Source organism: Flavobacterium sp. (genome assembly GCF_027531905.1).
GTDB lineage: Bacteria > Bacteroidota > Bacteroidia > Flavobacteriales > Flavobacteriaceae > Flavobacterium.
In genome coordinates this window covers 58339-71506 of record NZ_JAPZSU010000036.1, presented here as the reverse complement: position 1 = coordinate 71506, position 13168 = coordinate 58339, and the positions used below count along the sequence as shown (strand labels likewise).

Sequence of the window (13168 nt, the reverse complement as noted above, 5' to 3'; positions counted from 1 at the left end):
CTTCTTCAAAAGCAAGAACTTACTCCCATTTTTAAATTCAAAATACAAAAGTATTCCTTCTTCAAAAATAGTCCGTGAGCTCTTGCTTTTATTGAATAATTCAGTTTCGCTACGAAGTCTAATGCGGATTCTGGGTTTAATTGAAATCAAAACGGATTCCCATTGAAATATTGTTTACGTCTATTGTATTGTTTTCGAATAAAGGGTTCAAGTCATATTTTATATACAAACTCGTTTCTTTGTAACCGATGTAAGAACTCAATCCGTAAATAAAATTATTGGTATTGAAATCTCCTTTGGTTTTTTGATAAATCTTCTCATCGTTTTCGCGATATTCTATTTTTTGTTTGGATTTCAAATTGATTCCTGCATATCCTCCTACACCAAATCGAACTGATTTATGGGTTCTGAATTGACGCTTGTCGTCGTTCATTGTACTGCCAGAAAAATCGAATTCTAAGTGCATAGGAACCACTAAATAAACGTTTCTAAAACGTGACTCTTTGAGGTCTTTTGAGTATACTTCTAGATTGGTTTGGTTTCCATTTACTACAAAAGTTCGGTTATTTGTAGGACGTAAATTATTGTACATTACAGACATCCCGTACTTGAAATGAAGCAAGTTATTGTCCTTTAGGATTCTGGTGTTGTAGGTAGTTCCCCACTCATAAAAATGTGAACCCATAAACTTATAATCTTCGTCTTGAATCTTGCCGTCGACCATAACATTGTTCAAACCTGCGGCAAAAACAAACTGGCTAGTGGTTCTTTTTTCACCAAATTTTCTTTCTTTCTTTTTATTTCTAAAGTTGAAATCGTCGTCCCAATGAATAACGAGTGTACGAGAGGAATCTTGTTCTTTGATTTTACCATCCACTTTTAGTTGTACCAATTCATTCAATTGTTCTTGTTCTTTGGCAACTCTGGCTTCGATATTGATGGCTCTAGCTTCGGCCAATACTTTCTTTTTCTCGTCGGCTTTTTCTTTGGTGATTGTACCAGCTTGTAACTGAAGATTTACGGCTTCGATTTCTTCTTTTAGCGCTGCTTTTTCTTCTTTGGTGATTTTTTCAATGCGTGTTGCGATTTCCTTCGCTCTTTTCTCGAAGGATTCTTGCCCTATCATTTTGCTGGCTAAAAGACAGAATAAGGCGGCTAGACAAATGGTAAAATTTCTCATGATTACTAGTTTTTAAAAATTTGATTGATGATTGATTGTTTTTATTCTTGATTGTTTCTATTGGCCAAAGCCACTTTTACGGTTTGATAATTTTTATTCACTTTTGCAATTACTTTTTCTCTAAAAGAGAGTTCTAATTCTCCATCAACTTGAGACAATAAAGAAGATGGGTCGACTTGTATTTTTTGCTTTTTTTGAATTCCTGTAGCTACTACTGGCACATTTTCGTCTATTGCAGCAATAGCTTGATGTTCTGTGTTTTTTTCGATAGTAGTACTAATTTGATTGTTGGTGGTTGTGATTTGATTGTTGATTGAAAGCTCCTGAAGCGTATTTTTTGTGGTTGTATTTTGGTTATTGGTAGCCATAGACACGTTTGTTGCCAAGTCAGATTTAGGCTGAACACTTACTTCGTTTGTTGGTTCAATAGAAGGTTGGGTTGTAACCGAATCTTTATCTTCCGTAGAAGTCACCACGATTTCTTGAGAGGGTGTTATAACATTACTTTCTTCTGATGTGTTAAAAAATGTTCCTATCAATAAAAGTCCCGTAACACTTGCTGCCACATACCACCAAGTCATTTTTTTCTTTGGCTTTTCTTGGACAGACAACATAGCGTCTAATCGGTCCCAAGCTTGAGCTGAGGGAGCAATTTCTCGATTGGAAAGCTTCTCTTTGGCTTGTTGTTCAAAATTATTTAGTTCCATTTTGCTTATTTTTTAAGCAGTTAATCTGCTGTTGTAACATTTTTCTAGCGTGCGACAATTGTGATTTTGAAGTTCCTTCAGAAATACCAAGCAATTGAGCAATTTCCTGATGTTTGTATCCTTCTATCGCATATAAATTAAAGACCATTTTATACCCTTCTGGAAGTGTATCGATTAAGGTTTGAATTTCTTCTACCGAGAACTGGTCTCCAATGGCATCAAAACTTTCCTCAACAAAAAATTCGTCTTCGGTATATTTCATTTTTTTATTTACTCTTAAAAAAGAAATACATTCATTGACCATAATTCTGCGTATCCAACCTTCGAAACTTCCTTTGTTTTCAAAATTTCTTAGATTCACAAAAACCTTCATAAATGCGGTAATCATTACATCTTCTGCTTGATGAATATCTTTGATATACTGTCTGCAAACTCCTAACATTTTTGAAGAAAATTTAGAATACAACTGTTGTTGCGCCTGCCTATTGTTTTCAATGGCAAGTTGAATCAATTTTTGTTCTTCATGATGTAATGGAATTACTTTCATATAATAAAACGTGTTGGTCAGCAGTTGTTGTTTTTGTAAAACCGACTTCTATTAGCATAGACGAGGCAAGCAACAAAAAGGTTGCATGCAGTTGTTTTATTTTTGATAAAAAAATAGAAATACCAATGATTACGGCACTTTACAGACGAAAAAAAATTATTTTTTTCTTTCGATTACATAATTGACCATTAAGGTCAAGGCCGATTTATAATCTGATGTGGGGAAATTTTCAAGAATAGCCAATGCTTCTTGTTGAAAGTCAATCATTTTTTGTTCGGCATAAGAAAGTCCACCATTGTTAACTACAAAAGCAATAACTTCTTTTACTCGCTTTTTGTCTTTGTTGTGGTTTTTGATAGAATTAATTAACCAACTTTTTTCTTTTGAAGTACAGGTATTGAGTACATGAATTAAAGGCAAAGTCATTTTTTGCTCTTTGATATCAATTCCTGTAGGTTTTCCTATGGCCTCTTCGGTGTAATCGAACAAATCATCTTTAATTTGAAAAGCCATACCTATAAGCTCTCCAAACTTGCGCATTTGCTCTACAATTATTTCATTATCACTAACAGACCTAGCACCTAAAGCACAGCAAGCAGCAATAAGAGTAGCTGTTTTTTTTCGGATAATTTCGTAATATACCTCTTCTGTAATATCGAGTCTTCTGGCTTTTTCTATTTGTAATAATTCGCCTTCGCTCATTTCGCGAACGGCTACTGATATGATTCGTAGCAAATCGAAATCACCGTGGTCTATGGATAACAACAAACCTTTTGACAACAAATAATCCCCAACTAAAACAGCGATTTTATTTTTCCATAAGGCGTTTATGGAGAAAAAACCTCTACGGCGATTGCTATCATCCACTACATCATCATGTACTAATGTAGCGGTATGAATCAGCTCAATCACGCAAGCGCCACGATAAGTACGCTCTTCTACTGTTCCTCCAGAAATCATCTTTGCAGTAAGAAAAACAAACATCGGACGCATTTGTTTTCCTTTTCTGTTTACGATATAATATGTAATTCGATTAAGCAAGGCCACTTTGGAAGACATTGATTCATAGAACTTTTTCTCGAAAAGTTCCATTTCATCAAAGATGGGCTGCTTTATTTGTGAGGTGATATTCATTCAGGATTCAAATATAGCACATAAAATAAAATAAGACATGAAAAAAAGTGCTACATTACTTTTAAAGCAATATTATTATTGAGTTACGCTTCTTTGTTTGCCAATTGTCCACAAGCCGCATCGATATCTTTACCTCTACTTCGTCTCACTTTAACCACAACTCCAATAGCTTGTAAGGCTTTGATATACGCTGCTATCGATTCTTCGGAAGCTTGCTGAAACTCCCCATCATCAATCGGATTGTATTCTATAAGATTAACTTTGCAAGGCACATATTTACAAAATTTCACCAAGGCATCGATTGAAGCTTTATCATCATTGATTCCTTTCCAAACCACATATTCATAAGACACCTTGCTTTTGGTTTTACGGTACCAATATTCTAGAGATTCCCTCAATTCTTTCAAAGGAAAATTGGCGCTAAAAGGCATAATTCTAGCACGAGTTTCGTCTATTGCTGAATGAAGTGAAACTGCCAATTTGAACTTCACCTCATCATCGGCTAATTTTTTTATCATCTTAGGAATACCAGAAGTAGACACCATAATCCTCTTTGGAGACATGCCTAAACCTTCTGGAGAAGTAATCATTTCTATGGCTTTCAAAACATTATTATAATTCATCAATGGCTCGCCCATTCCCATAAAAACAATATTAGACAAGGGATGATTATAATAGAGCCTACTCTCTTTATCAATAGCAATTACTTGGTCGTAAATTTCGGCTGGTTCTAAATTTCGCATTCTTTTTAATCGTGCTGTTGCGCAAAAATTACAATCCAAACTACAGCCAACTTGACTCGAAACACAAGCGGTAGTTCTTGTTTCGGTAGGAATTAAAACGGATTCAACTACTAATCCATCATGCAAACGAACAGCATTTTTTACCGTACCATCTTCACTGCGTTGCATGGTATCGACTTTGATGTGATTAATTACAAAATTCGTTTCTAAAACCATCCTTGTCGTTTTAGACAAATTGGTCATATCCTCAAAACTATGAGCTCCTTTGGTCCATAACCATTCATATACTTGATTGCCTCGAAAAGCTTTGTCTCCGTTACTCACAAAAAAGGTTCGTAATTCTTCTTTAGACAATGCTCTAATATCTTTTTTCTCGATTTCCATGCTGCAAATTTATTCAATTTTTAATGTTTTGAATCCAATTTCTTTTAATAATAACATTCTAGCTAAGCTCTTCATCCAGAAATACACTCATGAATGAATGAATAAAATAAACTAGAACAAATCATTCTTGATTTAATACCTTTGCGCTAGAACAAAAAACACTTCGAATGCATTTTTTATCTCAAGATTTAGAGGATTACATTGAGCAACATTCCGAAAAAGAGCCTGCACATTTAGCGGCCTTGAACAAAGAAACGTACCAAAAAATTTTATTACCTAGAATGCTAAGTGGTCATTTTCAGGGAAGGGTTTTGAGTATGCTCTCTAAACTGATTCGACCAAAGAACATTCTTGAAATAGGAACTTACACTGGCTACTCGGCTTTGTGTTTGTGCGAAGGCATAGAAGAACATGGACAACTACACACCATTGACATCAAAGAAGAATTGGTTGATTTTCAGCGAAAACATTTTGACAAATCAGTTTGGGGCCATCAAATTGTGCAGCATTTAGGAGAAGGAACCAATATTATCCCAACCATAGATTTGACATTTGACTTGGTTTTTATTGATGCCGATAAGGAAAACTATTTGAACTATTTTGAACTTATTGTTCCGAAAATGAACAAAGGCGGAATCATTTTATCAGACAATGTCTTGTGGAGTGGTAAAGTTGTAGAGCCTTTGCAAAAAAATGATTTGAGCACCAAAGTTTTATTAGAATACAATACACTTTTAGCCAATGATCCAAGAGTAGAAACCGTTTTGCTTCCTATTCGAGATGGACTGACGGTGAGCAGAGTACTTTAAATCCCTATACGTCTTATCAAAATACGGTTCCTAGCCCAGATGGGAATGGAAATCCTTTTGGGTTGAACGGTATTTTTTCTTGACTAAAAAAAGCGACTGGAAGAAGCTCTTTTTTGGTCTTAGAAAAAAACAGTTTCAAGCCAAAAGATTGTAATGTACAGCTGGATAATGCTCCTAATTAGTAATTGGAAAATACTTTTTTTGAAGAATTTGATACCCTTTATAGGTTAAAAAACCAAAGATAAAGCCGCAAAAGTATCCTGTAAAAATGTCTATTGGATAGTGCAAGCCTAGGTAAATTCGGCTATAAGCAAAAATCAAAGGCCACAAGAAGAGTAGCCCGAAATACGGAAACTTTTTTCGCAACACCAAAAACAAGAAGCTAGCCACCGCCATAGAATTGGCCGCGTGACCTGAGAAAAAACTAAAGGAATTTCTGGATTGTACCACACGAATTATGGTGTTGATATCGGTATTATTGCAAGGACGCAAACGCTGCACCATATTTTTTACCAAATTGGTGGTTTGATCTGTAAAAGTGATCAAAATCGCAACAAAGAGCAACAAAAAGAGGGTTTGCTTGGTTCCAATTTTTTTGTAAATGATGTATAACAGCACCAAAAACAAGGGTGTCCAATTGGCTTGTTTGGTAATGAATAACCACAAACCATCGTAGGTCTCAGAACCTAACCCATTTAAAAAAACAAACAACTGAATGTCTACTCCTTCTATCTTTTCTAACATTACATTTGTCTTTTTATTGGTCCTTCAACTTCATTGCTTTCTTCGGTGGTAGGGGTTTCGGTAGAAGAAGGTTTTCCTTCTACTGCGTTTGAAGCATTGGTGATTTCCGAAGTAAAATTATTGGCAAAACTACTAATGGAATGGGTAGAATCTCCTAAAATATTTTGTTTGGCTTTATCTATTTCGGAATTGATTCCTCCCGTTAAATCAGTTAATGTTTTTTGGTCCAATCCGTTGGCTTCTGCTCCTTTTTGAATTTCATTTTTAATATCGTTCGTGGCATGTTTTAGCTGCGCCATGGCTTTTCCCATTGTACGCGCTATTTCTGGCACTTTATCAGAACCGAAAAGCATCAAAACGATAAACATGATAAAAATTAGCTCTCCTCCGCCTATTCCAAACATAAGGTTGATTTTTTTTGTTGCGACAAATATATTAATTTTAATACAGTTGCTTTTCAAATATTTCATAAAAAAAGAAACCGATGGCAATTGATAAAAAACCTAAACAGTAAGCAAAACCTAATAAAAAGTTAAAACACATCAAGTTAAAAGTATTACTATTACTTTTGTAAACAAAATAACTTTTTTGTAATTAAGTCACTCATTAAATAAATTATTACTATGAAAGCACTAGCTCGGTTCGTTTTGGTTTTTGTACTTGGATTACAATTAAGTTGGGGACAACAAGATTCCCTTCAAACAAAAAAAACATATACTAATTGGGAGCAAGCAATTAAAAATCCCGAAAAAGTATATCGATTAAACTTGAGCAATCAAACGTTGAATTTAGACTCTCCTGTTTGGGCCAAATTCAAAAACTTGGAATACCTGAATCTAAGCAATGACCATCTCAAAACATTGCCTAAAGGGATTGCAAATTTAAAAAAATTAAAAGTATTGGAGTTAAGCGGGAACGATTTTAATAAAGTTCCTGATGAAATTAGCGTCATTGAAAGTCTAGAGGAAGTCTATCTAAATGAATTTAAAAATATCAATTTGCCAAAATCTATTGAAGCGCTTGCAAAACTCCCGAACCTAACGATGCTGCATTTAGAGAACAATAACTTAGATCGTTTGCCTGATGAAATTACTTTACTGAAAAATTTAGCGCAATTGTATTTAAATCAAAATCGTTTCAAAGAGTTTCCAAAAGAAGTAAGAGGGCTAAAGCATTTAGAACAATTGGATATCAAAAATAACGCTGTTCCAATTCCCATGAACCTACAGGAAAATATGAATTTTGGCTTTAGAATTAATTTTTAAAAGACCTTTTTTGAATGAAAAACAAAGTATTTCTGTTTGTATTAACATAAGTCAATTAACTCTTGCTTAAAGCACTCAAATTACAGACAACAATTCAATTGGTTGGTTTGTCTATAACCGCACTTTCCAACTTTGATTTACAAAACAAATCTAAAATAATATCGAAATAATAATTGCAAATGGATAGTATTTTAAACAACCTAAAAATCCAAGTAAACAGCAAAATGTATGTAAAAGACCCTGAAACTTCTACTTTGGGGAAAAAAATCATAGAGCATAGCATTTTATTAATCAACGAAATTGGTTTTGAAGAGTTTACCTTCAAAAAACTGGGCGAGTTAATAGGTTCAAACGAAAGTTCTATTTACCGCTATTTCGAGAACAAACATAAATTATTAGTATATTTATCTTCATGGTATTGGAGTTGGATGGAATACCGCTTGGTCTTTTCGACCAATAACATTACCAACCCTCTTGAAAAGCTAGTTAAAGCCATACAAATTGTGACTGAAAAAGTTGAAGACGACCAAGCAACAACTCACATCAATGAGAGCATTTTAAACAAAATCATCATCCAAGAGTTTACAAAAACCCTGCATACAAAGGATGTAGACGAAGAAAACAGAGATGGTTTCTTTTTGATTTATAAGCGAGTGATTAATAGAATTGCACAAATGGTTCACGAAGTTAATCCTGAGTATCCCTTTGCTAAAAGTTTAGTATCATCGATTATGGAAGGAGCTTCACATCAACATTTTTTAATGAATCATCTAAAAACCATCACCAATTGTAACGATGAGGTCAGTCCATCTGATTTTTATATGCATTTAATAACGACTCTTTTAAAACAAAAATAATGACACCACTACAACGCTATTTCAAATTATTGTTACTAGACAAAAAAGATGTCTATCAAATTATATTTTACGCCATTTTTGCTGGTTTGGTGAGTTTGTCACTTCCTTTAGGTATACAAGCTATTATCAATTTTATTCAATCGGGTAGAGTTACCGTTTCGTGGGTAGTTCTTGTAGTATTTGTAGTTATTGGAGTAGCCTTAGTTGGGATTTTATCGCTAATGCAACTTAGAATCACTGAGAATTTACAACAAAAAATATTTGTTCGTTCCTCGTTTGAGTTTGCTGCACGCCTACCAAGAATCAAATTTGAGGAGTTATACGATTCTTACCCTCCAGAGTTAGCCAATCGTTTCTTTGATACGATGACCATTCAAAAAGGAACTTCAAAATTACTAATTGATTTTTCGGCTGCCTTACTACAAATTTTGTTTGGTATCATCTTGCTGTCTTTCTATCATCCTTACTTTATTATGCTGGGCTTTTTATTGCTGGTATTGCTGTATTTAATCTTTAAATATTCGTATTTCATAGGATTAGAAAACAGTTTAAAAGTTTCAAAATACAAGTATAAAGTGGCTGGCTGGCTTCAAGAAATGGCGCGCAATAATTATAGTTTTAGAAAAGAACGCAACTATGATTTTGCCTTGCAAAAAAATGACAAATTCGCCAGTGAATACCTCAATTACAGAGAATCCCTTTTTAATGTTTTAAAAAGACAATTCAGTCATTTGATTGTTTTTAAAATCATTATTACCGCTAGTTTACTTTCAATTGGAGGGTATTTGGTAATCTCTCAGGAAATGAATATTGGTCAATTTGTGGCTGCCGAAATCATTATTTTGTTAGTAATCAATTCTGTAGAAAAAATCATTCTAGGATTAGAAACTCTTTATGATGTATTGACTGCTGTTGAAAAAATAGGGCTAGTGACAGACTTGACAATGGAGGAAGATACTAACTATGAAGCCAACAAATGTTTTCACGCCATAACACTTTCTACAGAAAGTTTAAGCATTCAATTTCCGGGGTCTGCTAAGAAGATTCTAGACAATATCAATCTAAAAATAGACCAAGGAGAACGCGTTTTTATCGAAGGAATAAATGGCTCTGGAAAAACGACGCTAATTCGTATTCTGTCTGGTTTACTGCAATCTTCAGAAGGTGCATTCTATATTAATGACGATACTTTCAGAAAAATTAATCTTAAGCAATATCGCTCTCAAATTGGCAATATTATTCATAGTGAAACCCCTTTTGAAGGCAGTATTTTGGACAACATTATCTTCAATAACCCAGATTGTTCCGATAAAGATTTGAAATGGGCTTTGGATGGAGTACAACTTACCCCTTACATCAAGTCATTGCCAAAAGGACTAGAAACACAGATTTTCCCTGAAGGGCAACAACTATCATCATCGAACGCACAAAAAATTCTGTTGGCAAGAAGTATTATTAACAAACCAAAAGTGCTGTTTTATGAAGACCCAACGGATGCTATGGATGAAAAAGTAGCCAATGAAATCATTGATTTCATTACATCAGATATAAATAAATGGACGATAATAGTTTCATCTAAAAATCCATATTGGAAGACAAAATGCAACAGATTCCTCACTATGGAAAAAGGTCAAATCATTTCAGATATAAAAAAATAACATTATGTTGAATATTTCAGAAGGCAACAAAACCAGCTTAGAATCTTTACAACGCTATAAAACCGTTAAGAATTTAAGTAATAGACCGCATTATAAAATATTAAACCGAATCATTTGGACAGTTTCGATTTTGGCGGTTATCGCACTATTTTTACCTTGGACACAAAACATTTCGGGCTCTGGAGCCATAACTACATTAAAACCCAATCAAAGACCTCAATCTATTCAGAGTGTGATTTCTGGACGAATTGAAAAATGGTACGTACAAGAAGGAGATTATGTAGAGAAAGGCGATACTATTATGTTCATTTCAGAGATTAAAGAAGATTATATGGACCCTAATTTGGTAGCCAATACCAAAAATCAAGTCAATGCCAAAAAACAGGCTTTACAATCCTATGGCTCAAAAGTAACCACGCTTTCTTCTCAAATACAAAATATAGAAAACGAAAGAAAACTCAAATTAGAACAAGCCCAAAACAAAATCAGACAAGGCTTATTGAAAATAAAAAGCGACTCTACCGATTTAGAAGCGGTAAAAACCCAACTCAAAATCGCCAACACACAATTTAATCGTGCGGTACAACTGAACAAAGAAGGCTTAAAACCGCTGACCGATGTGGAGGAAAAAAGGCTAAAACAACAAGAAGTTGAAGCTAAAATCATAACACAAGAAAACAAACTCTTGACTAGTAAAAATGAGTTTATCAATGCCAAAGTTGAAGTAGGCAGAATCAATGCAGAATATGGAGAAAAGGTTGCCAAAGCACAAAGCGACCAATTTACCGCATTGAGCAATCAATTTGACACTGAAGCGCAAGTAAACAAACTAGAAAACCAATATGCCAATTACAGCATCCGAAATGGGATGTATTACATCAAAGCGGTGCAAAGTGGTTACATCAACCGTGCGATACAAGCGGGTATTGGCGAAACTATCAAAGAAGGAACACCAATTGCTACCATTATGCCATCTAAATATGACATAGCGGTTGAAACTTTTGTAAATCCTGTTGATTTGCCTTTAATCAAAAAAGGAGAAAAAATCAGAGTTTGGTTTGATGGATGGCCAACTATTGTCTTCTCTGGATGGCCTGATATGTCTTATGGAACGTTTGGAGGTCAAATTGTTGCCATCGAAAATTTCATTAGCGAAAACGGAAAATTCAGAGTATTGATTGCTCCAGACCCCAACGAAGCTCCTTGGCCTAAACAAATAAGAGTAGGCTCTGGTGCAGAAACTATTGCATTGTTGAACACCGTTCCTGTATGGTTTGAAATTTGGAGAACCCTCAACGGATTCCCACCAGATTACTATAAAACAACCGCTAAACAAAAATCATCCAAAGAGAAAAAATAATGAAGCAGTTCCTACTTATTTTCTTACTATATGGTACTTTTTTACAAGCACAAAACACTACTGCTGTTAGTCCAAGTAACGAATTCAGCTATAATGAGTTTTTGGGCTATGTAAAAAAATACCATCCCTTGGTAAAAAATGCCGATTTAGAAATCACGCGTGCTCAAGCCAATTTGATGATGGCCAGAGGTGGATTCGACCCAAAAATAGAGGTCGATTTTGACAAAAAGCAGTTCAAAGACAAAGAATATTACTCTATTTTGAATAGTAGTTTTAAAATCCCAACCTGGTATGGCATAGAGGTTAAAGCGGGTTTTGATAACAACGAAGGGATTTACTTGAACCCTCAAAACACGGTTCCAAATCAAGGATTAACCTCTTTCGGGATTAGTGTGCCGTTGGGACAAGGTCTTTTGATTAACCAAAGAATGGCAGATGTTCGCAAGGCCAAAATGCAAGTGCAATTAAGCCAAGCCGAAAGAAAACTAGAAGCCATTGCGGTTTTGTATGACGCTTCGGTAGCGTATTTCAATTGGAAAAGAAACTATGATGAGGTTCAGTTATACAAAGTCTATCAAAAAAATGCTCAAATCCGTTTTAAAGGTATCGAAACCTTAATCCAACAAGGAGACAAACCTGCAATTGATAGTGTGGAAGCTGGAATTATTGTAAAAAACAGAACGCTAAGTCTAGAAGATTCTGAATTGAAATTAGCCAAAGCCAAATTGGAGCTTTCCAACTATTTGTGGTTGGACAACAGTATTCCGTTGGAACTTTCGGATGCGTTGATTCCAGAAAATAAATTGGCCACTACGATTCAGGAAACGTTACGCACAAATGATTTACAAAATCAAGATTTTTCGATAACGAATCATCCAAAAATCAATGCGTTGGAACGAAAAATAGATATGCTCAATGTAGACCGAAAACTCAAAGCAAATGCCTTGTTACCCAAAATCGATTTGAGTTATTCCTATCTATCCGAACCCAGTTATATAGATAATTATCAATTTAATGATTACAAAATTGGGGTAAACTTTGCCTTTCCTTTGTTTTTAAGAAAAGAACGAGGAGGATTGAAATTGGCACAATTTAAAGTACAAGAAACGCAATATGCTTTGAGCTTAGAAAGAGTGCAATTGACCAACAAAATTACGGCTCAAAAAACAGAAATCACTTCGCTTACCAAACAACGCAATTTGATTGAGGGCTTGGTTAAAAACAATGAAACGATGCTGCAATCTGAGGAACGATTGTTCTCGTTTGGAGAAAGTTCGTTGTTCTTGATTAATACGCGTGAGAACAATTTGGTTTCAGCTCAACTGGCTTCGATTGCTTTAGAGAATCGTTTTTTGATTTCGAATTCGGAGTTGTTTAAGATTATGGCGAATCCTGATTAATTTTTTGGGGTTTAAAAACATAGGAGTCATAGAAGTTTTGGTTAAAATTGTGGGTGTTTTTTTGAACCATATAAGGAATTGAAGGGAATATGAGATTTTATTTAACCACAAAGTTCGCAAGGGTTTACGCAAGGGGCGCAAAGACCAGAGTAACATTCACATCAATTAACCGATTAAACAGTTAAACGATTAAACTTATAAACTTTGAGCTAAAATTGCGGGTGTTTTTTGAACCATATAAGGAATTGAAAGACATATAAGATTTTATTTAACCACAAAGGGCGCAAGGGTTTACACAAGGGACGTAAAGACAAGAGTAACATTCACATCAATTAACCGATTAAACAGTTAAACGATTAAACATATAAACTTTGAGCTAA

The 13168-nt window shown here is 34.6% G+C and carries 13 protein-coding genes; 6 read left to right on the top strand and 7 right to left on the bottom strand.

What is annotated here, in order from left to right; genetic code table 11:
- Positions 1-136 precede the first annotated feature (136 nt).
- From O9307_RS10055 to rlmN, 5 genes are all read right to left on the bottom strand, one after another.
- Positions 137-1180: a hypothetical protein gene (locus O9307_RS10055; RefSeq protein ID WP_298298537.1), complete on the bottom strand. Its 1044-nt coding sequence runs from the start codon at positions 1178-1180 to the stop codon at positions 137-139.
- Between the two features lie 41 nt (positions 1181-1221).
- Positions 1222-1887: a hypothetical protein gene (locus O9307_RS10050; protein ID WP_298298534.1), complete on the bottom strand. Its 666-nt coding sequence runs from the start codon at positions 1885-1887 to the stop codon at positions 1222-1224.
- Positions 1874-2434, bottom strand: coding sequence for an RNA polymerase sigma factor (locus tag O9307_RS10045; RefSeq protein WP_298298532.1), 561 nt, complete (start codon positions 2432-2434; stop codon positions 1874-1876). The genes O9307_RS10050 and O9307_RS10045 overlap by 14 nt, the downstream gene beginning before the upstream one ends.
- Positions 2435-2590: 156 nt before the next feature.
- Positions 2591-3568 carry a polyprenyl synthetase family protein gene (locus O9307_RS10040; protein ID WP_298298530.1) on the bottom strand — a complete coding sequence of 326 codons (978 nt, stop codon included), beginning with the start codon at positions 3566-3568 and terminating at the stop codon, positions 2591-2593.
- 83 nt (positions 3569-3651) lie between these two features.
- Positions 3652-4695, bottom strand: coding sequence for a 23S rRNA (adenine(2503)-C(2))-methyltransferase RlmN (rlmN, locus tag O9307_RS10035; protein ID WP_298298527.1), 1044 nt, complete (start codon positions 4693-4695; stop codon positions 3652-3654).
- A 167-nt stretch (positions 4696-4862) separates the two neighbouring features.
- Here rlmN and O9307_RS10030 point away from each other — a divergent pair, with 167 nt between their 5' ends.
- On the top strand, positions 4863-5504 hold the full coding sequence (locus O9307_RS10030; protein WP_298298525.1) for an O-methyltransferase: 642 nt from the start codon (positions 4863-4865) through the stop codon (positions 5502-5504).
- Positions 5505-5678: 174 nt separating this feature from the next.
- Here the strand turns inward: O9307_RS10030 and O9307_RS10025 are convergent, their stop codons facing one another.
- Both O9307_RS10025 and O9307_RS10020 read right to left on the bottom strand, forming a co-directional pair.
- Positions 5679-6248: a phosphatase PAP2 family protein gene (locus O9307_RS10025; protein WP_298298522.1), complete on the bottom strand. Its 570-nt coding sequence runs from the start codon at positions 6246-6248 to the stop codon at positions 5679-5681.
- Positions 6248-6652 carry a twin-arginine translocase TatA/TatE family subunit gene (locus tag O9307_RS10020; protein WP_298298520.1) on the bottom strand — a complete coding sequence of 135 codons (405 nt, stop codon included), beginning with the start codon at positions 6650-6652 and terminating at the stop codon, positions 6248-6250. The genes O9307_RS10025 and O9307_RS10020 overlap by 1 nt, the downstream gene beginning before the upstream one ends.
- Before the next feature lie 219 nt (positions 6653-6871).
- Here O9307_RS10020 and O9307_RS10015 point away from each other — a divergent pair, with 219 nt between their 5' ends.
- From O9307_RS10015 to O9307_RS09995, 5 genes are all read left to right on the top strand, one after another.
- The gene (locus O9307_RS10015) at positions 6872-7513 is read left to right on the top strand and encodes a leucine-rich repeat domain-containing protein (protein WP_298298517.1); all 642 of its coding nucleotides are present in this window, start codon (positions 6872-6874) and stop codon (positions 7511-7513) included.
- Positions 7514-7692: 179 nt separating this feature from the next.
- Positions 7693-8370: a TetR/AcrR family transcriptional regulator gene (locus O9307_RS10010; protein ID WP_298298515.1), complete on the top strand. Its 678-nt coding sequence runs from the start codon at positions 7693-7695 to the stop codon at positions 8368-8370.
- The gene (locus tag O9307_RS10005) at positions 8370-10028 is read left to right on the top strand and encodes an ATP-binding cassette domain-containing protein (RefSeq protein WP_298298512.1); all 1659 of its coding nucleotides are present in this window, start codon (positions 8370-8372) and stop codon (positions 10026-10028) included. The genes O9307_RS10010 and O9307_RS10005 overlap by 1 nt, the downstream gene beginning before the upstream one ends.
- 4 nt (positions 10029-10032) lie before the next feature.
- On the top strand, positions 10033-11388 hold the full coding sequence (locus O9307_RS10000) for a biotin/lipoyl-binding protein (RefSeq protein ID WP_298298510.1): 1356 nt from the start codon (positions 10033-10035) through the stop codon (positions 11386-11388).
- On the top strand, positions 11388-12788 hold the full coding sequence (locus O9307_RS09995) for a TolC family protein (RefSeq protein ID WP_298298507.1): 1401 nt from the start codon (positions 11388-11390) through the stop codon (positions 12786-12788). Before O9307_RS10000 ends, O9307_RS09995 begins: the two co-directional genes overlap by 1 nt.
- Positions 12789-13168 lie beyond the last annotated feature (380 nt).

Excerpts from the sequence above, each read along its gene's own strand:
- O9307_RS10005 (WP_298298512.1), top strand. The coding sequence starts at position 8,370 with ATGACACCACTACAACGCTATTTCAAATTATTGTTACTAGACAAAAAA.
- O9307_RS10025 (WP_298298522.1), bottom strand. The coding sequence starts at position 6,248 with ATGTTAGAAAAGATAGAAGGAGTAGACATTCAGTTGTTTGTTTTTTTA.
- O9307_RS09995 (WP_298298507.1), top strand. The coding sequence starts at position 11,388 with ATGAAGCAGTTCCTACTTATTTTCTTACTATATGGTACTTTTTTACAA.
- O9307_RS10030 (WP_298298525.1), top strand. The coding sequence starts at position 4,863 with ATGCATTTTTTATCTCAAGATTTAGAGGATTACATTGAGCAACATTCC.
- rlmN (WP_298298527.1), bottom strand. The coding sequence starts at position 4,695 with ATGGAAATCGAGAAAAAAGATATTAGAGCATTGTCTAAAGAAGAATTA.
- O9307_RS10010 (WP_298298515.1), top strand. The coding sequence starts at position 7,693 with ATGGATAGTATTTTAAACAACCTAAAAATCCAAGTAAACAGCAAAATG.
- O9307_RS10050 (WP_298298534.1), bottom strand. The coding sequence starts at position 1,887 with ATGGAACTAAATAATTTTGAACAACAAGCCAAAGAGAAGCTTTCCAAT.
- O9307_RS10045 (WP_298298532.1), bottom strand. The coding sequence starts at position 2,434 with ATGAAAGTAATTCCATTACATCATGAAGAACAAAAATTGATTCAACTT.
- O9307_RS10000 (WP_298298510.1), top strand. The coding sequence starts at position 10,033 with ATGTTGAATATTTCAGAAGGCAACAAAACCAGCTTAGAATCTTTACAA.
- O9307_RS10020 (WP_298298520.1), bottom strand. The coding sequence starts at position 6,652 with ATGTTTGGAATAGGCGGAGGAGAGCTAATTTTTATCATGTTTATCGTT.
- O9307_RS10040 (WP_298298530.1), bottom strand. The coding sequence starts at position 3,568 with ATGAATATCACCTCACAAATAAAGCAGCCCATCTTTGATGAAATGGAA.
- O9307_RS10055 (WP_298298537.1), bottom strand. The coding sequence starts at position 1,180 with ATGAGAAATTTTACCATTTGTCTAGCCGCCTTATTCTGTCTTTTAGCC.
- O9307_RS10015 (WP_298298517.1), top strand. The coding sequence starts at position 6,872 with ATGAAAGCACTAGCTCGGTTCGTTTTGGTTTTTGTACTTGGATTACAA.